The sequence below is a fragment of the Clavibacter capsici genome (assembly GCF_001280205.1).
Classification (GTDB): Bacteria; Actinomycetota; Actinomycetes; order Actinomycetales; family Microbacteriaceae; genus Clavibacter; species Clavibacter capsici.
On record NZ_CP012573.1, the window covers coordinates 2,469,768 to 2,486,488 of the forward strand.

The following is a 16,721-nucleotide window of genomic DNA, read 5'->3' on the forward strand; positions in this document are numbered from 1 at the left end:
GTTAGACTGGCGGCGGATAAGGAGTCAACTTGCTTTTCGCCCCTGACACGGAGGACGTGCTCACGTTCGACGCCGTGATCCTCAACACGGCCCCGCGCGCCACCCGCTCCGGCGACGACTTGCTGGCGACCCCCGAGCAGCTCGCCGACCTGATGACCCGCAGCGGCTTCTCCGGCCGCTTCGACCGCGACGAGCGCGAGCTCCGCGAGGTGCATCGCGCCCGAGCCCGGCTCCGCGAGATCTGGGGCCTCGACCGCGACGCCATGGTGGATCCCGTCAACGAGCTGCTCGCGCGCCACCGCGCCTCGCCCCGGCTCGTGCGGCACGACGCCCTCGACTGGCACCTGCACGCGACGCCCGACGACGCCCCGCTCGCCGACCGGATCCTCGTGGAGGCCGCCATGGCCCTCGTCGACGTCATCCGGTCCGACGCCACCGACCGCCTCCGGGTGTGCGCCGCCGACGACTGCGACGGCGTGCTCGTCGACCTCTCCCGCAACGGGTCGAAGCGGTTCTGCAGCGTGCGCTGCGGCAACCGGATGAACATGGTCGCGTTCCGGGAGCGCCGCGCGCAGGATCCGGTCGGCTGACGCGACTCGGCCGGCCCGCGCACCCGGGAGCGTCAGCGCGCGGCGAGCGCCGCCTGGTACAGGTCGCGCTTGCCGAGGCCGGTCGCCTCGGCGATGGTGCCGGCCGCGTCCTTGAGGCGCGCGCCGTCGGCGACCAGCTCGAGCACCTGGGCCACGCCCGTCGCGAGGTCGACCTCGAGCGCCGCGGCGCCCTCCGCGACCACGACGATCTCGCCGCGCACGCCCTCGGCGGCCCAGGCGGCGAGCTCGGCGGCGGATCCGCGGCGCACCTCCTCGTACAGCTTCGTCAGCTCCCGGCACACGACGAGCCGGCGGTCGGGACCCCACTCGGCGACGACGTCCTCGAGCGACGCCTGCAGCCGGTTCGGCGACTCGAAGAAGACCATGGTGCGGCGCTCGCGCACCAGCTCGCGGAGCACGCGGCGCCGGTCGCCGCCCTTCCGCGGCAGGAAGCCCTCGAAGGTGAAGCGGTCGGTGGGGAGGCCGGACACGGCGAGCGCGCTGAGCACGGCGCTCGGGCCGGGGATCACCGTGACGCGGACGCCCGCCGCGGCTGCCGCCTCCACCAGGTGGAAGCCGGGGTCGGAGATCGCGGGCATGCCGGCGTCGGAGAGGACGAGCACGTCGGTCTCGCGCGCCAGCTCGACGAGGTCGGCCGAGCGCTCCTGCTCGTTGTGGTCGTGCAGCGCGATGAGGCGCGGCCGGTTCTCGACGCCGAGCGCGCCGAGCAGGCGGATGGTCGTGCGGGTGTCCTCGGCGGCCACGACCGTGGCGGAGGACAGCGCCTCCACGAGCCGCCGCGACGCGTCGCCCAGGTTGCCGATGGGGGTCGCGCCGAGGATGATCACCGGTCGATCATCCCATCCGAGCTGGTGCGGTCCCGGCCGGTCGCGTCCGCCCCGGTCGTCTCCGCGGTGGTGCCCGCAGACCGAGGCGCGGCGTCGTCGCCGTGCCTCGGCCTGCGGATCAGCGAGTCGGTCCTCCGTGCGCTACTCCTCGCAGTGCGAGTTCCACGTGTCGGGGATCTTGATGTACAGGCCCTTCCCGCTGCACGAGGCCGAGCCCTTCACGACCTCGGAGATGCCGCCGGCGAAGAACGCGCCGACGATGCCGCAGGTCACCCGACTGAGGTCGAAGAAGACGCAGACGGACACTCCGGCGATGCCCGCGGAGGTGCCGATGAGCCCGCGCAGCCAGTCGTGGTTGATGTAGAGGGTGAACCAGTGGATCAGGTGCTTGAAGATGTTCTTGGACTCCGAGATCGAGCCACCGGTGCCGAGAGCCGACGGGTCGCCCGCCTTCAGCGAGGCGTTCAGCGAGGCCTCGGTGCTGTCCAGCGAGGCCTTGGCGCTCTCCAGCGAGGCCTTCATCTTGGGGTCGGCCTCGGCGGACGCGCGGAGGCTGGCGACCTGCGCCTCGGCCGCGGCGGTCTGCTCGGGCGACGGGTCGATCCAGTTGTCGAAGTGCTGGCCGTTCACGTCGATCCCGGTGCTCGCCGCGTGGAGGACGTCGGACTCGGTGATGCGGCCCGACTTGAGGTCGTCCAGCAGGTGCCCGCTCTCGATGGAGTGGCTGAGCCGGACCTCCGGGGAGTTCGGGTTCGCGACGGCGAAGGCACCGCTGCCGGGGGCGGCGATGACGATGCCGATGGCCGCCACGGCGGTGATGGCGACGGTGGTGAGGGTGGAGCGGGTGGAGCGGGTCCGGCGGATGCTGGACATGCGTCTTCCTCTCTGTCTGGGGCGTCGGATGACGCCGCACCCGCACGGTAGGGCAGTCCACGATCGTCGTGAGGTGAACCGAGGAGAAGCACGGCTTAAAGTCAGACGAACGTCTGACGAGCCCACGAGCGGCGGCGGCCCGCCCGAGGCGGCCTCGTCGGAGCGGCCCACGGTGCCCCCGCATCCTGCGGACGCTCGTCGGGCGACCCGGCGCCGAGGACGATCACCGGTCGGTCGAGCCACCCGGGCCGTGGCGGTCCCGGTCGGTGGCGTCCGCCTCGGTCGCCTCCGCGTCGGAGAGGCCGGCCCGGTCGCCGGCGTGCACGGGCTCGTCGACCTCCTCGTCGCCCGGGTCGCTCCAGCCGCGGATCCCGTTCGCGATCCCGCAGCCGATCGAGAGGAGCCCCAGCGGGACGCCGAAGAGGACGATGGTGCCGAAGCGCCCGGCGCTGCTGATCTCGCCGAACGCACCCGTGAGACCGAGCACCGAGACCACGCACAGGGCGATGCCGAGGATCCACAGCCCCAGCGTCGTCCGCCACCGCGCCCGGCTCCGGAGGAACACGACTCAGCCCGCGTCGGACGCGACGGCGCCCGCGCCCACCGCGGCCAGGACCACCGGGTCCGCGCAGCCGCGCGCGAAGCCGTCGATGCGCCGGTCCATGTCGCGCTGCAGGATCCACGTGCCGATGCGCTCGGCGACGGGTGCGAGCCAGGCGGGCCGGCACGCGAAGCTGTAGCGCCAGGTCGCGAGCGCCTGATGCGGCTCGCCCTCGACGGGCGCGAACCGCCACCCGCCGCCCATGCGCGCGAAGAACCACGACCCCTGGGTCATCCTCATGCCGACGTTGGTCGGCGGATGGTGCGAGACGTACTCGCTCACCATGCTGAGGCCGAGGCGCGAGACCGTGAACGTGCGGACGCCCTTGGCGGGCTCGGTCGCGCCGCCCATGAGGTGCTGGTGCGCGATGAAGGGATCCCACCGCTTCCGGATCGCCCCCTGCGTCTGCGAGATCGCGAACGCGACGGCGGGCTCCACGGGGACGATGCGGCGGGACTCGACGACGGGCACGGAGCCATGCTGGCATGGCGGATGCGGGAGGCGCGGGGCCCGCGCCCCCGTCAGAGGGCCGAGAACGCCAGCGCGTAGAGGGCCGCGCCCGCGCCGGTGAGCGCGATCGCCAGCACCCGGTCGCGCGGCCGGTCGATCCGGCCGACGACCGCCCAGGCGAGGATCCCGATGCCGATGGCGATGCTGAGGGTCCAGTAGAGCCAGCCCGTCGTCGCGGCGACGCGGAGCAGCCCCCAGATGCCGTCGCCGACCATGACCGCCGCCACCACCGCGGTCCCGCACGCCCGGAGCGTGCCCGATCCCGACGCCCACGCGAGGCCGGCGAGCCCGAGCACCGGACCGGCCAGGGTCGCGATGACGAAGTAGAGGTCGCCGGGGCCGTACGCGTCGGGGAAGCCGCGCAGCGTCGAGACGACCGCGTAGCCCTGGAGCAGCGCGTGGAACACCACGAGGCCCATGCCCGCCGCGATCCACCAGCGGCGCGCGCTCGGCCGTCGCATGCACACCGCGGTCACGACGAAGGCCAGCAGCGTCCAGCCGCCGTTCGAGTCGGCGAAGGACCGCAGCCCGTCCGGCAGCCGGAGCTGGGCGAACGACGTGGCGCCGCCGAGCAGGAGCCCGAGGGCGGCGGCGAGCAGCCACCAGGCGATCGTGGAGATGAGGGTGCGCGTCATGTCCCCAGGATCCCGGCGGCGAGCGCGCCCGCCGTCGGCCGCGAGGAGCATCCCCGCGGATCCGCATGCGACTCCGGGGGTACGGCGACGTGTCCCCTCCGACGCGACGCGACGCGGCGCGGCGCGGCACGCCGCCGACGGACCACGGCGCCCGCCATCCTGCGTACGCTCGTGACAGCGGCCCCGCGGGCCGACGCCGCCCGGATCGGGCACGAGCACCACCACCCACCCCGAGGAGCACCAGTGGACGACGCCATCGAGACGAACGCGATCCCCGAGCCGGAGCCCACGGAGATCACCTACGACGAGGACCGCTTCCCGGCGCGCCCCGCCCGGCTCCGCTCCCGTCCGCAGCTGCGCGCCAGCGGGATCCGCCGCTCGTCGAACGACCCGCGCGCCGCCGACGCGTCGAACCCGTCCTACGTGGAGTGGCTCCGCCGCCAGTCGATGCTCGGCGACGCCGACGTGCTGAGCCGCGGCCTCTCCGGCTCGCCCAGCATGTGGTCGAACCCGTACGCCCGGCCGGACGCCCGCCGCGCCATCGACACCGCGTCGGTCTGGTTCACCGCCTACCCGATCTCGCTCATCACCAAGCCCGGCGAGTCCTACCTCGGCGCGCTCGGCGACCCGCAGCTGTGGGAGATCTTCCAGTCGATCGGCATCGAGGCCGTGCACACCGGCCCCGTGAAGCTCGCCGGCGGCATAACCGAGTGGTCGCAGACCGCGAGCGTCGACGGCCACTTCGACCGCATCAGCACGCAGATCGACGCGGCGTTCGGCACGGAGGACGAGTTCCGCCGCCTCACCGAGGTCGCCGACCAGCACGGCGGCAGCGTCATCGACGACATCGTGCCCGGCCACACCGGCAAAGGCGCGGACTTCCGCCTGGCCGAGATGGGCTACAAGGACTTCCCCGGGATCTACCACATGGTCGAGATCCCCGAGGAGGACTGGCACCTGCTGCCCGACGTGCTGCCGGGCCGCGACGCCGTCAACCTCGACGTGGCCGCCGAGCAGGCGCTCGCCGACCAGGGCTACATCATCGGCCGCCTGCAGCGCGTGATCTTCTACGCGCCCGGCGTGAAGGAGACCAACTGGAGCGCCACCGCGCCCGTGCTCGGCGTCGACGGCCGCACGCGCCGCTGGGTGTACCTGCACTACTTCAAGCAGGGCCAGCCCTCCATCAACTGGCTCGACCCCACGTTCGCGGGCATGCGCATGGTCATCGGCGACGCGCTCCACTCGCTCGGCGACCTCGGCGCGAGCGCGCTGCGGCTCGACGCGAACGGCTTCCTCGGCGTGGAGAAGAGCGTCGAGGGACCGGCGTGGTCCGAGGGCCACCCGCTCTCGGAGGCGGCGAACCACCTCATCGCGAGCATGGTGCGCAAGGTCGGCGGGTTCTCCTTCCAGGAGCTGAACCTCACGATGGAGGACATCCGCGACACCGGCCGCGTCGGCGCCGACCTCTCCTACGACTTCATCAACCGGCCCGCGTACCAGCACGCGCTGGCGACCGGCGACACCGAGTTCCTGCGCCTCACGCTCCGCACCTCGCTCGAGGTGGGCGTCGAGCCCGTGATCCTCGTTCACGCCCTCCAGAACCACGACGAGCTCACCTACGAGCTCGTGCACTGGGCGACCGAGCACTGCGCGGACGTGTTCCCGTTCCGCGGCGGCGAGCTGACGGGCGCCGACCTCGCGGAGACCATCCGCGGCGACCTCCTCGAGGAGCTCACGGGCGAGAGCGCCGACTACAACCACGTGTTCACCACGAACGGCATCGCCTGCACCACGGCGTCCGTCATCGCGGCCGCGCAGGGCTTCACCACGCTCGACGCGATCGGCGAGGACGACGTCGAGGGGATCCGCGCCGCGCACCTCCTGCTCGCCAAGTTCAACGCGTGGCAGCCGGGCGTCTTCGCGCTCTCCGCGTGGGACCTCCTCGGCGTGCTGCCGCTGCAGGCGTCGCAGGTGGCCGACCTCATCGAGGGCGGCGACACCCGCTGGGTGCACCGCGGCGGCCACGACCTGCTCGACGCGGCGCCCGAGGCGACCACGTCCGGGTCCGGCATGCCGCGCGGCCGCTCGCTCTACGGATCGCTGCCCGCCCAGGTGGACGACCCCACGTCGTTCGTCTCCGGGCTCCGCAGCCTCCTCGAGGTGCGCGAGCGCTTCGACGTGGCGGTCGGCACGCAGGTCGACGTCCCGGACGTCGGCCACCCCGGCATGCTCGTCATGGTGCACCGCCTCGACAACGGCGACCCGGAGGCCGACGCCCGCCTCCAGCTGACGGTGCTCAACTTCACCGGCGAGCCGATCCTCGCCACGGTGCGCTCCGAGCACCTGCCCACCCGGCGCGCGGTCCGCGACGCCACCACGGGCGAGGAGGTCGGCACGGTCGACGACCTGTCCAGCTTCCCCGTGCAGCTCGAGCCCTACGCGGGCCTGTTCCTGCTGCTCGACGAGGCGCCCGAGGTCGAGGGCGACGACGCCGAGGACGACGCGGACAGCTAGGAGCAGCCCGCGCCGCCGCCGGCACCCCTGCACGTGACGGCGCCAGGGTCTCGAGGACGCTCACCGCCGAGCGTCCTCCGGTCGGATGGATACGGGGCGGATCAGCACGGTCGGCACACGGCGCGGGAAGGGCATGCGCCCGGTCCACCCCGCGCCGCCCCTCCCGCGTCGAGACGCTCAGCCGTGCTCCTCGGCCTCGTGCTCGCTGCGACGGCCGCAGCCCGGATCACCGCGCGGGCGTCGCGGACCCGCAGAGCGCACGCCGCCGTCGCCCCGGCCGGTCCGACCGCGCGTTCCGACGCGGCCACCGAAGACGACGCCCAGCGAGGCCGCCACGAGCGCGAGCACCAGGAGCGTGAGCGGCGGCACGACGGACTCGCGACGGCGGGCGTGCACGACGACGACGATCATCAGCGCCGCCAGGCCGATCGCTTCGACGACCTCGAGGGCCGCGATCGCCTTCACGGCGGTCGCGGAGAAGCCCTCGGCCCATTGCATGCCGCCTTCGACGGTGTCCTGTCGCGAGCGGACGAGCTCGAGGGTCCCGGCGCCGAGCATGCTGACGGCCAGCATGCGGGACACGGCCCGGAGGGCGATGAGCACGGGTCCCGCTCGTCGTGCTCCGGCGACAGCATGGCGGGTGCCGGCCGAGCACCGCGTCGCGCGCGGCCCTGTGCACCCGGTCGACCTGGCCGAGGCCCCGCGCCCTACGGTCTCGAGTCACACGGGCATCCCGCGCCGTGTCGACTGCGATCCCCGGTCGATCGTCCACCGTAGAAAGGCCCTCATGTCCTCGACGCCACCCCGCCCCGCGTTCCGCACCCCCTCCTTCATCGCCCGCTCGCATCGTCCCGGTCGGGCAGGTGCCGGCGTCGCCATCGTCGGCGTCCTCGCCGTCGTCGGCTCCTTGGCCGTCGGCCCCACCCCTGCGCGGGCCGCCGAGGTGTCCACGCAAGCTGCAGAAGCAGCGATCTCCGCATCGGTGAGCCGAGGCACGTACGAACGGGATCTCGTCACGGGCCGCATCACCCCTGAGCAGGTCGTCGACGTCACCGTCGCGGCAGACACCGCCTCCGGGACCGCCGTGGCCGACCGGGACACGCTCGTCCAGCGAGCGACCGCGGAGATCGCCCAGCTCCGCGCGGACAGCATCGCCGAGTCCGCCCCGCCCGCTGCCCTTTCGAACGCCCCGGTCACTGAGAGCAAGTCCTTCTGGAAGAAGTTCAAGCACTGGGCCACGCTGACGGTCGACTCGAAGGCGCTCGCGAGCGCCGGCGGCGGCGCCGCCGGCGTGCTCGCCGTCATCGGCGGTACGTGCTACGGCTTCGCCGTGTACGTCTGCGCCGCTGTCTTCGCACTCGGGGCAGGGGCCGCGCTCGGCCTCTTCGCCCTCGCGATCGGGTGCGTCGAGGACGGACAGAAGTACACCTACGTCAAGGTCCCGGACTTCGCGAACAGCCACTGCGGCAACTGACGAACCCGGGCGCGCCGCGAGCGACGCGGCGTGGGAAGCGACCGGGGCTCCGGGCGGCGGGGCGGTGCGAGCATCCGCACTCCCGCACGGAGCCCCGGGCGCGCCGCGGAGCGTCCGCCCCCGGGTGGCCGCGCGCGTGCGTGCGATGATGAGCCGTGCCCGACCTGCCCCATCGCCCCGCCGAGCACGACGCCCCGCCCGCCGGTGTCCCGGGGCACGACGACGACAGCCCCACCTTCGTCGGCCGCCGCGCTGACGAGCGTGCGGTCTCTGCCCGCGGATCCCGCCTCGACGACCTGCTGGCCCGCCTCGTCACCACGCCCGGCCGCCGGCGCGCGCTCGAGTGGGGCACCGTCATCGCGATCGCGCTGCTCGCCGCGGTGCTCCGCATCCAGTCGCTCGGCCACCCCGACACGCTCGTCTTCGACGAGACCTTCTACGTGAAGGACGCGTGGACCCTCCTCCACCTCGGCTACGAGGGGTCGTGGCCCACGGATCCGAACCCCGCCTTCATCGCCGGGCAGACCGACGGGTACCTGCAGGCGCCCGGGTTCGTGGCGCATCCGCCCCTCGGCAAGTGGGTCATCGCGCTCGGGCTCGCGGTCTTCGGCGCGGCGGATCCGGTGGGCTGGCGCATCGCGACGGCCGTCGTCGGCACCCTCGCCGTCGTGCTCCTCACGCTCATCGCCCGCCGGCTCACCGCATCCGCGATGGTCGCCGCCATCGCCGGCCTCCTCTTCGCGATCGACGGCCACGCCATCGTCATGAGCCGCATCGCGCTCCTCGACACGCACGTCATGTTCTTCGGCCTCCTCGGCTTCGGCGCGATCCTCCTCGACCGCACCTGGCACGAGCGCCGGTTCGCGCGCCTCCTCGCCCTCCGCCGCGACGCGCGCCCCGAGAACGCCCACCCGCTCGAGTTCGGTCCCGTGATCCTGTGGCGCCCGTGGCTGATCGCCGCCGGCGTCGCGTTCGGCGCCACCTCGTCGGTCAAGTGGTCGGGCGTCTTCTTCCTCGCGGGCTTCGGCCTCTACGTGGTGCTCACCGACATGCTCCTGCGCCGCCGACACGGGCTCGCCGCGTGGTTCACGGCGGGCGCGGTCGCGCAGGGCCCGGTGTCGTTCCTCCTCCTCGTGCCGCCCGCCATCGCCGCGTTCCTCGCGTCCTACGCGGGCTGGTTCGCGACATCGAACGGGTACTTCCGGAACTGGGCGGCCGAGGGCGCGAACGCGTGGCAGGGCTCCCTCGCGTGGGTGCCGCTGTCGGTCCAGAGCCTGTGGCACTACCTGTCGCAGCAGTACGCGTTCAACGTGGGGCTCGACGTCACGCACCCGTACCGGGCGGATCCGCGCCTCTGGCTCCTGCTCTACCGGCCGACGCAGTTCTACTACGAGGGCTACGGCTACGGCGAGGCGGGCTGCACGGTCGACGCGTGCTCGGCGTCCATCACCTCGATCGCGAACCCGATCATCTGGTGGCTCTCCGTCGCCGCGATGCTCTACCTCGTCTACCGGCTCGCCGCCCGCCGCGAGTGGCGCGTGGGCCTCGTGCTCATGGGGATGGTCGTCGGCTACCTGCCGTGGCTGCTCTACGTGAACCGCACGGTCTTCCAGTTCTACTCGATCGCCTTCGAGCCGTACCTGCTGCTCAGCCTCGCGGTGGTGCTGGGTCTGGTCCTCGGCGACCGCGGGGACCCGCGCCCCCGGCGCACGCGCGGCATCGTCATCGTGGCCGTGGTGCTCGTGGTGTGCGCGCTCGTCAGCGCCTTCTTCTACCCGCTCTGGACCGGGCAGCTCGTGCCGACGTGGTTCTGGCGGCTGCACGCGTGGATCCCCTCGGGCTGGATCTGATGCCCGTCACCGCCACCCGCCTCCACCCCGCGCTCCCCGGCCTCGCCGCCGCGGCCGTCGCGGCGCTCGTCGCGTGGGCGGTGCACGCGCTCATCCCGGCGATCCCGCTGCTCACGGTGGCGGTCGCCCTCGGCATCGTCGCCGCGCAGGTCCCCGCCGCCCGGCCCGCGCTCACCGGCCCGCTGAGGCCCGGCCTCACGCTCGCGTCGAAGCGGCTGATGCGGATCGGCGTCGTCCTCCTCGGCCTGCAGCTCGGCCTGTCCGACATCGTCGGCCTCGGCTGGCGTGCCGTGCTGCTCGTGGTCGCCGTCGTGGTCCTGTCGTTCGCGGGCACGTACGCGATCGCCCGCGCGCTCCGGATGCCCGGCCAGCAGCCCCTCCTCCTCGCGACCGGCTTCTCGATCTGCGGCGCGAGCGCGATCGGCGCGATGGCCGGCGTCACGCGCGCGAAGCCCGCCGACCAGGGCGCCCCCGTCGCGCTCGTCACCCTCTGCGGCACCCTCGCGATCGCCGTGCTGCCGCCGCTCGCCGGCCCGCTCGGCCTCGACGACGTCGCCTTCGGCCACTGGGTGGGCGCGGGCGTCCACGACGTGGGGCAGGTCGTCGCGACCGCCCAGATCGCCGGATCCGCCGCCCTCACCATCGCGATCGCCGTGAAGCTCACGCGCGTGCTGCTGCTCGCGCCCGTTGTCGCCGTCGCGGGCGTCGTGATGCGCCGCCGCGACGGCCGCGTCGAGGGGGCCGCGCGTCCGCCGATCGTGCCGCTGTTCGTGCTCGGCTTCCTGGCCGCGGTGCTGGTGCGCACGTTCGTGCCGCTCCCGGTCGGCGTGCTCGACGCCGCGCAGGTCGTGCAGACCGCGCTCCTCGCGATCGCGCTCGTGGCGCTCGGATCCGCGGTGCGCCTCCGCGAGCTCGTCGGCCAGGGCGGATCCGCGCTCGCGGCCGGCCTCCTCTCCTGGGCGCTCATCGCCGCCCTGGCGCTCGCGGCCGTGCGCCTGTCCTGAGCCGCCCCGGCGATCCTCGCTCAGCGCCCCAGCGCGGTCCACCTCCACCAGAGCGCGTGGTGCTCGCCCTCCTCGACGCGGAACCGCCGGCCGCAGACGGCGCACCCGCACTCGTAGGTCACCGGCCACCCGGAGAGGTCGCGACTAAGGACCGTCGCGTGCCCGCGCTCCTCCTCCCTGGCCGGGTCGAAGGCGAGGAGCCTCGGGTAGTCGTCGCACCAGCAGCGCCAGCCGCGGTAGCCCCGCACCTTGCCGAGGGCGTGGTCGAGGGCGTCGCGGTTGGGCCGGATCATCCCGCCGAGCTCGACGTCCGCCGTCGCCCGCCGGATCTCCGCGAGCGAGGTCCGGAGCTCCTCGAGCAGCGCGGTGTCGCGCGTGCGGATGACCTCCCACGACGCCTGCCAGATGCGGTGCGGATCCGAGGAGAGCAGATCGTCGAGCGTGTCGGTCACCCGGCCACCCTAGGGCGCCCCGGGCCACCGCCGACGGGCCCACGAGAGGACCGCGATCCCCGCTCGAGACCTCCTGTTACGCCCGCACGCCGGACGCCCCGGGAGCACGGGTTAGCGTGAGGACCATGGTCGATCGCGAGTACGGGTTCAGGACGAGGGCGATCCACGCGGGCAACATCCCCGACGCCACCACGGGTGCGCGCGCCCTCCCCATCTACCAGTCGAGCGCGTTCGTCTTCGACGACACCGCCGACGCCGCCGCGCGCTTCGCGCTCCAGAAGTACGGCAACGTCTACTCGCGCCTGTCGAACCCCACGGTCGCGTCGTTCGAGGAGCGCGTCGCGAGCCTCGAGGGCGGCCTCGGCGCGGTCGCCACGGCGAGCGGGCTGAGCGCGCAGTACATCACCTTCGCGTCGCTCGCGGGCGCCGGCGACCACATCGTCGCCTCCGCGAACCTCTACGGCGGATCCATCACCCAGCTCGACGTGACCCTCCGCCGCTTCGGCGTGGAGACCACGTTCGTGCAGTCGAGCGACCCGGCCGACTACGCCGCCGCGATCACCGATCGCACCAAGCTCGTCTTCGCGGAGACGGTCGCGAACCCGTCGGGCGAGATCGCCGACATCGAGGGGCTCGCCGCCGTCGCGCACGCCGCGGGCGTCCCGCTCGTCATCGACTCGACCATCGCGACCCCGTACCTCAACCGGCCCATCGAGTGGGGCGCGGACATCGTCATCCACTCGGCCACCAAGTTCCTCGGCGGGCACGGCACGACGCTCGGCGGCGTGGTCGTCGAGTCGGGCCTCTTCGACTGGGAGAGCGCGCGCTTCCCGCTCCTCGACCAGCCCGTGCCGAGCTACGGCGGCCTCAACTGGACCGGCAACTTCGGCGAGTACGCGTTCCTCACGCGGCTCCGCGCCGAGCAGCTCCGCGACATCGGCCCGTCGCTCGCGCCGCACTCCGCGTTCCTCCTCGCGCAGGGCGTCGAGACGCTCCCGTACCGGATGCAGGCGCACATCGACAACGCGCGGGCCGTCGCCGAGTGGCTGGATCAGGATCCGCGCATCTCCGCGGTCAACTGGGCCGGCCTCCCCGCGCACCCCCACCACGAGCGGGCGCGCAAGTACCTGCCGACGGGGCCCGGATCCGTGTTCACGTTCGAGGTCGCGGGCGGACGCGCGGTGGGCCAGCGCTTCATCGAGTCGGTCGAGCTCGCGAGCCACCTCGCCAACATCGGCGACGCGAAGACCCTCGTCATCCACCCGGCCTCCACGACCCACGCGCAGCTGAGCGAGTCGCAGCTGGTCGACGCGGGCGTGCTGCCCGGCATCGTCCGCATCAGCGTCGGCATCGAGGACGTCGCCGACATCATCCACGACCTGGACCAGGCGCTGACCGCCGCCACGGAGGGAGCGAAGTGAGCTTCGACACCGGCGGGGTGCCGCCCGAGCGCACCGGATCCACGCCGCACCCGGCCGCCGACGCCGCCGACCTCGCGTCGCTCGACCCCGCCGAGGAGGCCGCCGACCGCGCGGCCGGCGACGCGTCTGGCGCGCAGGCGCACGCCGAGGGCGCGGACGCCACCGCGCCCGTCGAGCCCGTCGCGGATCCCGACGCCGACGGCACCCAGACCACCCAGCTCCAGAACGGCCTCACCTGCGCGATCCCGCGCTCCAGCCCGCTCGCCGCCCTCCTGCGCTCCGAGCGCACGTGGACCGGCCCGAGCGCGAAGGAGCGCCAGGCGATCCTCCGCCGCGCGAAGTCCGTCGCGATCGTGGGCGCCTCGCCGAACCCCGCCCGGTCCAGCTACTTCGTCGGCACCTACCTCCAGCAGTCGAGCGACTACCGCGTCTACTTCGTGAACCCGAACGCCACCGAGATCCTCGGGCAGAAGGCGTACCCCGACCTCGCGTCGCTGCCCGAGGTGCCCGACATCGTCGACGTGTTCCGGAAGGCGAGCGACATCCCGTCCGTGGTGGACGACGTGGTCGCCGTCGGCGCGCCCGTCATCTGGGTGCAGCTCGGCATCTGGAACCAGGAGGCGGCGGTGGATGCGGAGGCCCGCGGCCTCACGGTGGTCATGGACCGATGCGTCAAGGTCGAGCACGCGCGCTTCCACGGCGGCCTGCACCTGCTCGGCTTCGACACGGGCGTCATCAGCTCGCGGAAGGCGACGGCCTAGCCGGTCCCGCACCCACGCCGCGAGGCGGCGCCCGCCGGGATCACCAGCCGAGCGTGCCCGGCGCCCCCTTGAACGGGCCGACCACGCGCGGCGTGATCCAGCCGCCGTAGAAGTCGCCCTCCTGCGCCTCGACCTCGATGCCGTCGACGGTGATCCGGTCCATCGCCGAGGGGTACACGGCGATCATGTCGGCCAGCACCTCGAACCCGCGCGTGGGCGACGGGTACCACCACGCGGACCGCTCGGCCGTGACGGCGCCCGCCGTGAGGGAGAGGTACGACGCCTCGCCCTTGTACTCGCACCACGACCGGCCGGCCGCGGAGGAGAGGACGCCGGGAGCGAAGTCGGCCGAGGGGATGTAGTACACCGGCGGGTGGCTGGTCTCGAGCACCCGCACGGCGGCGCGGGTCTCGGCGACGATCCGGCCGCCGAGCTCGATCACGACGTGCTCGGACGACGGATCCACGCGCGGCGGACGCGGGTAGTCCCACACGGACTCCTGCCCTTCGCCGGGGATCTCGCGGGGACGACGGGCAGGTGGGATGCGCATGCGCCGACGGTACCGCGGGCGCCTGAGGGCACCGGATGCCGCACCGGATCGGGCCCGCGGACCCCGTCCCGTAAAGGCGTATCCACTAAACGTTTTTGCACGAATGGTCCTCATGGTGCTTGACTGGGGCACGTCCACCCGCATTCGGGTGTCACACAGCACGTCATCTTGAGGAGTAACGCACATGGGCATCATCGGTTTTCTGGTTCTGGGTCTGATCGCCGGAGCGCTCGCCAAGCTGATCCTCCCGGGCAAGCAGGGTGGCGGAATCATCGTCACGCTGATCCTGGGCGTCGTCGGGGCCTTCCTCGGCGGCTTCATCGGCAGCGCGCTGTTCAACAAGCCGGTCGACGGCTTCGACCTCGGCTCGCTCGCGCTCGCCATCGTCGGCGCGATCATCGTCCTGCTGGTCTACGGCGCGATCGTCGGCCGCAAGAAGGCCTAGTCCTTCCTGCTCCACGGAGCCCCCGTCGCCCGGCCCACGCGGTCCGGCGGCGGGGGCTCTCTGCATGTCGAGCTCCTGATCCCGGCCGGCTCCCCCGAGCGCCGTGCCTACGATGACCGCATGCCCGACGCCGTCGCCCCGCCCTCCTCCCGCTCCCGCACCGCCGCCGTCCTCGTCGCGGTCGCCCTGCCGCCGCTGGCCCTGGCCGCCGCCGGGCTCTCGCACCCGAGCTCGCTCACGGACGCGACGGCGATGCACTGGCGCGACCTGCACATCGCGCTCCTCCCGGTGTTCCCGCTGCTCGCGATCGCGCCGATCCTCCTCACGCGCCGCCACGACCGCCGCCTCGGGATCCTCGCCGTCGTCCTCGGCTTCGTCTACGCCGTCTGCTACCAGGCCCTCGACATCCTCGCCGGCATCGCGGCCGGCGCCCTGAAGCTCGAGGGCGGCCAGGGCGTGACCACCATGTACGCGCTCGCGGACGGGATCGTGGTCGCGGGCGTGTGGTCGTACGTCGCCGTGACCGTGCTCGCGAGCGCGCTCGTGATCCGGCACGCGGGGCTCCGCGCGCTGCCGGGAGCCGTCATCGCCGTGGTCGCGGCCGTCTCGTTCGTCGACAGCCACATCTTCTTCCCGCGCGGCGTGATGACCATGCTCGGCCTCGCCGTCGGCTGGACCTGGCTCGCGCTCGCCTCGCACGGTCCGGCCCGACGCGCCGGCCGCGGATCCGCCGGCTCCCCGCCCGCCGCCGCGGCCGACCGCGCGAGGGCGGCGGCATAGTCTGACGGGATGACAGCGTACGTCTCGGCACTCGACCTCTTCTCCATCGGGATCGGGCCGTCGAGCTCGCACACCGTCGGCCCCATGCGCGCGGCCCTGCTCTTCGCCGAGGAGTGCCGGGCGTCGCCCCGGTTCACGGAGATCGCGCGCGTCACCGTGCGGCTCTTCGGCTCGCTGGGCGCGACGGGCCTCGGCCACGGGACGCCCGACGCGGTCGTCGCCGGGCTCGCGGGCCTCGCGCCCGAGACGTGCGACCCGGACGAGGTGCGCGGCCGCTGGTCCGGGCTCGGCGAGGGCGTGGACGTGCCCCTGGCGGGGATCCACCCGGTGCGCATGGTGGGCCGCGACCTCACCTTCGAGCCGTTCACCCGGCTCCCCCGGCACCCGAACGCGATGCACCTCGCGGCGCTCGACGCCGACGGCGGCACTGTGCTCGAGAGCACGTGGTTCTCGGTCGGCGGCGGGTTCGTGCTGCGCGAGGACCAGGCGCCGTCCGCCGTGCTGCCCACCGGGCTCCCGCACTCCTTCTCCAGCGCCGACGAGCTGATCGCGCTGGCCGAGGCCACCGGCCGCTCCATCGCGGACGTCGCGCGCGACACCGAGGAGTCGATCCACGGATCCCGCCGCGCGGTCGCCGGCCTCGACGCGATCTGGGACGCCATGGCCGCGTGCGTCTCCTCCGGCCTCGACGGCCAGGGCACGCTGCCGGGCGGCCTCAACGTGCGACGGCGGGCGGCGCGGGTCGCCTCGCAGCTCGCGACCATCGACGCGGAGGGCGCGCGCGACACCAGCCACGAGTGGCTGCACGCGTTCGCGCTCGCGGTCAACGAGGAGAACGCGTCCGGTGGACGGGTCGTGACGGCGCCGACCAACGGCGCGGCCGGCATCATCCCCGCGGTCGGCTCCTACTACCTGCGGTTCGTGCCGGGCGCCGACCGCGACGGGATCCGCGACTTCCTGCTCACCGCCACCGCGATCGGCTCGCTCGTGAAGGCGAACGCCAGCATCTCGGGCGCGGAGGCCGGCTGCCAGGGCGAGGTCGGCACGGCGTGCGCGATGGCGGCCGGCGCCCTGTGCGCGGTGCTCGGCGGATCCCCGCGGCAGGTCGAGAACGCCGCCGAGATCGCGATGGAGCACCACCTCGGCCTCACGTGCGATCCCGTGGGCGGGCTCGTGCAGATCCCGTGCATCGAGCGGAACGCGATCGCCGCCTCCACCGCCGTGAACGCCGCGCGCATGGCGCTGCACGGCGACGGCACGCACCTCGTCTCGCTCGACACCGTGATCGAGACCATGCGGCAGACGGGCCTCGACATGTCCACCAAGTACAAGGAGACGTCCACGGGCGGGCTCGCGGTCAACGTCATCGAGTGCTGAGCGCATCCCGCGCGTCCGGACATGTCAGGCTGGGCG

At 73.4% G+C, this 16,721-nt stretch carries 18 protein-coding genes; 10 read left to right on the forward strand and 8 right to left on the reverse strand.

What is annotated here, in order from left to right; all coding sequences use genetic code 11:
• The first annotated feature begins 29 nt into the window (after nucleotides 1-29).
• Complete coding sequence (locus AES38_RS11540; protein WP_174775902.1) at nucleotides 30-590, forward strand: CGNR zinc finger domain-containing protein; 561 nt, start codon at nucleotides 30-32, stop codon at nucleotides 588-590.
• A 32-nt stretch (nucleotides 591-622) separates the two neighbouring features.
• On the opposite strand, the gene rsmI is transcribed toward AES38_RS11540, so the two are convergent.
• From rsmI to AES38_RS11565, 5 genes are all read right to left on the reverse strand, one after another.
• Nucleotides 623-1,438 carry a 16S rRNA (cytidine(1402)-2'-O)-methyltransferase gene (gene rsmI / locus AES38_RS11545; RefSeq protein WP_053775104.1) on the reverse strand — a complete coding sequence of 272 codons (816 nt, stop codon included), beginning with the start codon at nucleotides 1,436-1,438 and terminating at the stop codon, nucleotides 623-625.
• Between the two features lie 141 nt (nucleotides 1,439-1,579).
• On the reverse strand, nucleotides 1,580-2,311 hold the full coding sequence (locus tag AES38_RS11550; RefSeq protein ID WP_053775105.1) for a hypothetical protein: 732 nt from the start codon (nucleotides 2,309-2,311) through the stop codon (nucleotides 1,580-1,582).
• Between the two features lie 223 nt (nucleotides 2,312-2,534).
• Nucleotides 2,535-2,876, reverse strand: coding sequence for a hypothetical protein (locus AES38_RS11555; protein WP_053775106.1), 342 nt, complete (start codon nucleotides 2,874-2,876; stop codon nucleotides 2,535-2,537).
• Between the two features lie 3 nt (nucleotides 2,877-2,879).
• Nucleotides 2,880-3,383, reverse strand: coding sequence for an SRPBCC family protein (locus AES38_RS11560; protein WP_053775107.1), 504 nt, complete (start codon nucleotides 3,381-3,383; stop codon nucleotides 2,880-2,882).
• A 50-nt stretch (nucleotides 3,384-3,433) separates the two neighbouring features.
• A complete protein-coding gene (locus AES38_RS11565; RefSeq protein WP_157883534.1) occupies nucleotides 3,434-4,057 on the reverse strand; it encodes a DUF6518 family protein in 624 nt (207 codons plus the stop codon).
• Nucleotides 4,058-4,300: 243 nt separating this feature from the next.
• Here AES38_RS11565 and treS point away from each other — a divergent pair, with 243 nt between their 5' ends.
• The gene (gene treS, locus AES38_RS11570; protein WP_053775109.1) at nucleotides 4,301-6,571 is read left to right on the forward strand and encodes a maltose alpha-D-glucosyltransferase; all 2,271 of its coding nucleotides are present in this window, start codon (nucleotides 4,301-4,303) and stop codon (nucleotides 6,569-6,571) included.
• 177 nt (nucleotides 6,572-6,748) lie between these two features.
• Here treS and AES38_RS16080 read toward each other — a convergent pair whose 3' ends face one another.
• On the reverse strand, nucleotides 6,749-7,174 hold the full coding sequence (locus tag AES38_RS16080; protein ID WP_053775110.1) for a hypothetical protein: 426 nt from the start codon (nucleotides 7,172-7,174) through the stop codon (nucleotides 6,749-6,751).
• Nucleotides 7,175-7,358: 184 nt separating this feature from the next.
• Between AES38_RS16080 and AES38_RS11580 the strand changes: the two genes are divergently transcribed.
• The 3 genes from AES38_RS11580 (at nucleotide 7,359) to AES38_RS11590 (ending at nucleotide 10,899) form a co-directional block, all read left to right on the forward strand.
• Nucleotides 7,359-8,045 (forward strand): hypothetical protein, encoded by a 687-nt coding sequence (locus tag AES38_RS11580; protein WP_157883535.1) that lies wholly within the window; start codon nucleotides 7,359-7,361, stop codon nucleotides 8,043-8,045.
• A gap of 155 nt (nucleotides 8,046-8,200) precedes the next feature.
• Nucleotides 8,201-9,895 (forward strand): dolichyl-phosphate-mannose--protein mannosyltransferase, encoded by a 1,695-nt coding sequence (locus tag AES38_RS11585; protein ID WP_244629166.1) that lies wholly within the window; start codon nucleotides 8,201-8,203, stop codon nucleotides 9,893-9,895.
• Nucleotides 9,895-10,899, forward strand: a complete 1,005-nt coding sequence (locus AES38_RS11590) for a YeiH family protein (RefSeq protein ID WP_053775112.1) — start codon at nucleotides 9,895-9,897, stop codon at nucleotides 10,897-10,899. The genes AES38_RS11585 and AES38_RS11590 overlap by 1 nt, the downstream gene beginning before the upstream one ends.
• 20 nt (nucleotides 10,900-10,919) lie before the next feature.
• Here AES38_RS11590 and AES38_RS11595 read toward each other — a convergent pair whose 3' ends face one another.
• Entirely contained in the window at nucleotides 10,920-11,351 is a 432-nt protein-coding gene (locus AES38_RS11595; protein ID WP_053775113.1) for a hypothetical protein, read from the reverse strand.
• A 125-nt stretch (nucleotides 11,352-11,476) separates the two neighbouring features.
• On the opposite strand from AES38_RS11595, the gene AES38_RS11600 reads away from it, so the two are divergent.
• Entirely contained in the window at nucleotides 11,477-12,772 is a 1,296-nt protein-coding gene (locus tag AES38_RS11600; RefSeq protein ID WP_053775114.1) for an O-acetylhomoserine aminocarboxypropyltransferase/cysteine synthase family protein, read from the forward strand.
• Nucleotides 12,773-13,014: 242 nt separating this feature from the next.
• A complete protein-coding gene (locus AES38_RS11605) occupies nucleotides 13,015-13,533 on the forward strand; it encodes a CoA-binding protein (RefSeq protein ID WP_053775796.1) in 519 nt (172 codons plus the stop codon).
• Between the two features lie 40 nt (nucleotides 13,534-13,573).
• Here AES38_RS11605 and AES38_RS11610 read toward each other — a convergent pair whose 3' ends face one another.
• Nucleotides 13,574-14,083 carry a DUF427 domain-containing protein gene (locus AES38_RS11610; protein WP_053775115.1) on the reverse strand — a complete coding sequence of 170 codons (510 nt, stop codon included), beginning with the start codon at nucleotides 14,081-14,083 and terminating at the stop codon, nucleotides 13,574-13,576.
• 184 nt (nucleotides 14,084-14,267) lie between these two features.
• On the opposite strand from AES38_RS11610, the gene AES38_RS11615 reads away from it, so the two are divergent.
• The 3 genes from AES38_RS11615 to AES38_RS11625 all read left to right on the forward strand — a co-directional run bounded on the left by AES38_RS11615 (nucleotide 14,268) and on the right by AES38_RS11625 (nucleotide 16,685).
• On the forward strand, nucleotides 14,268-14,528 hold the full coding sequence (locus AES38_RS11615; protein ID WP_043583378.1) for a GlsB/YeaQ/YmgE family stress response membrane protein: 261 nt from the start codon (nucleotides 14,268-14,270) through the stop codon (nucleotides 14,526-14,528).
• Nucleotides 14,529-14,648: 120 nt separating this feature from the next.
• Nucleotides 14,649-15,308, forward strand: coding sequence for a hypothetical protein (locus AES38_RS11620; RefSeq protein WP_053775116.1), 660 nt, complete (start codon nucleotides 14,649-14,651; stop codon nucleotides 15,306-15,308).
• Nucleotides 15,309-15,317: 9 nt separating this feature from the next.
• Nucleotides 15,318-16,685, forward strand: a complete 1,368-nt coding sequence (locus tag AES38_RS11625) for an L-serine ammonia-lyase (RefSeq protein ID WP_053775117.1) — start codon at nucleotides 15,318-15,320, stop codon at nucleotides 16,683-16,685.
• The last annotated feature ends 36 nt before the right edge of the window (nucleotides 16,686-16,721 follow it).

Excerpts from the sequence above, each read along its gene's own strand:
- AES38_RS11600 (WP_053775114.1), top strand. The coding sequence starts at position 11,477 with ATGGTCGATCGCGAGTACGGGTTCAGGACGAGGGCGATCCACGCGGGC.
- AES38_RS11625 (WP_053775117.1), top strand. The coding sequence starts at position 15,318 with ATGACAGCGTACGTCTCGGCACTCGACCTCTTCTCCATCGGGATCGGG.
- AES38_RS11565 (WP_157883534.1), bottom strand. The coding sequence starts at position 4,057 with ATGACGCGCACCCTCATCTCCACGATCGCCTGGTGGCTGCTCGCCGCC.
- AES38_RS11580 (WP_157883535.1), top strand. The coding sequence starts at position 7,359 with ATGTCCTCGACGCCACCCCGCCCCGCGTTCCGCACCCCCTCCTTCATC.
- AES38_RS11590 (WP_053775112.1), top strand. The coding sequence starts at position 9,895 with ATGCCCGTCACCGCCACCCGCCTCCACCCCGCGCTCCCCGGCCTCGCC.
- AES38_RS11610 (WP_053775115.1), bottom strand. The coding sequence starts at position 14,083 with ATGCGCATCCCACCTGCCCGTCGTCCCCGCGAGATCCCCGGCGAAGGG.
- AES38_RS11620 (WP_053775116.1), top strand. The coding sequence starts at position 14,649 with ATGCCCGACGCCGTCGCCCCGCCCTCCTCCCGCTCCCGCACCGCCGCC.
- AES38_RS11615 (WP_043583378.1), top strand. The coding sequence starts at position 14,268 with ATGGGCATCATCGGTTTTCTGGTTCTGGGTCTGATCGCCGGAGCGCTC.
- AES38_RS11550 (WP_053775105.1), bottom strand. The coding sequence starts at position 2,311 with ATGTCCAGCATCCGCCGGACCCGCTCCACCCGCTCCACCCTCACCACC.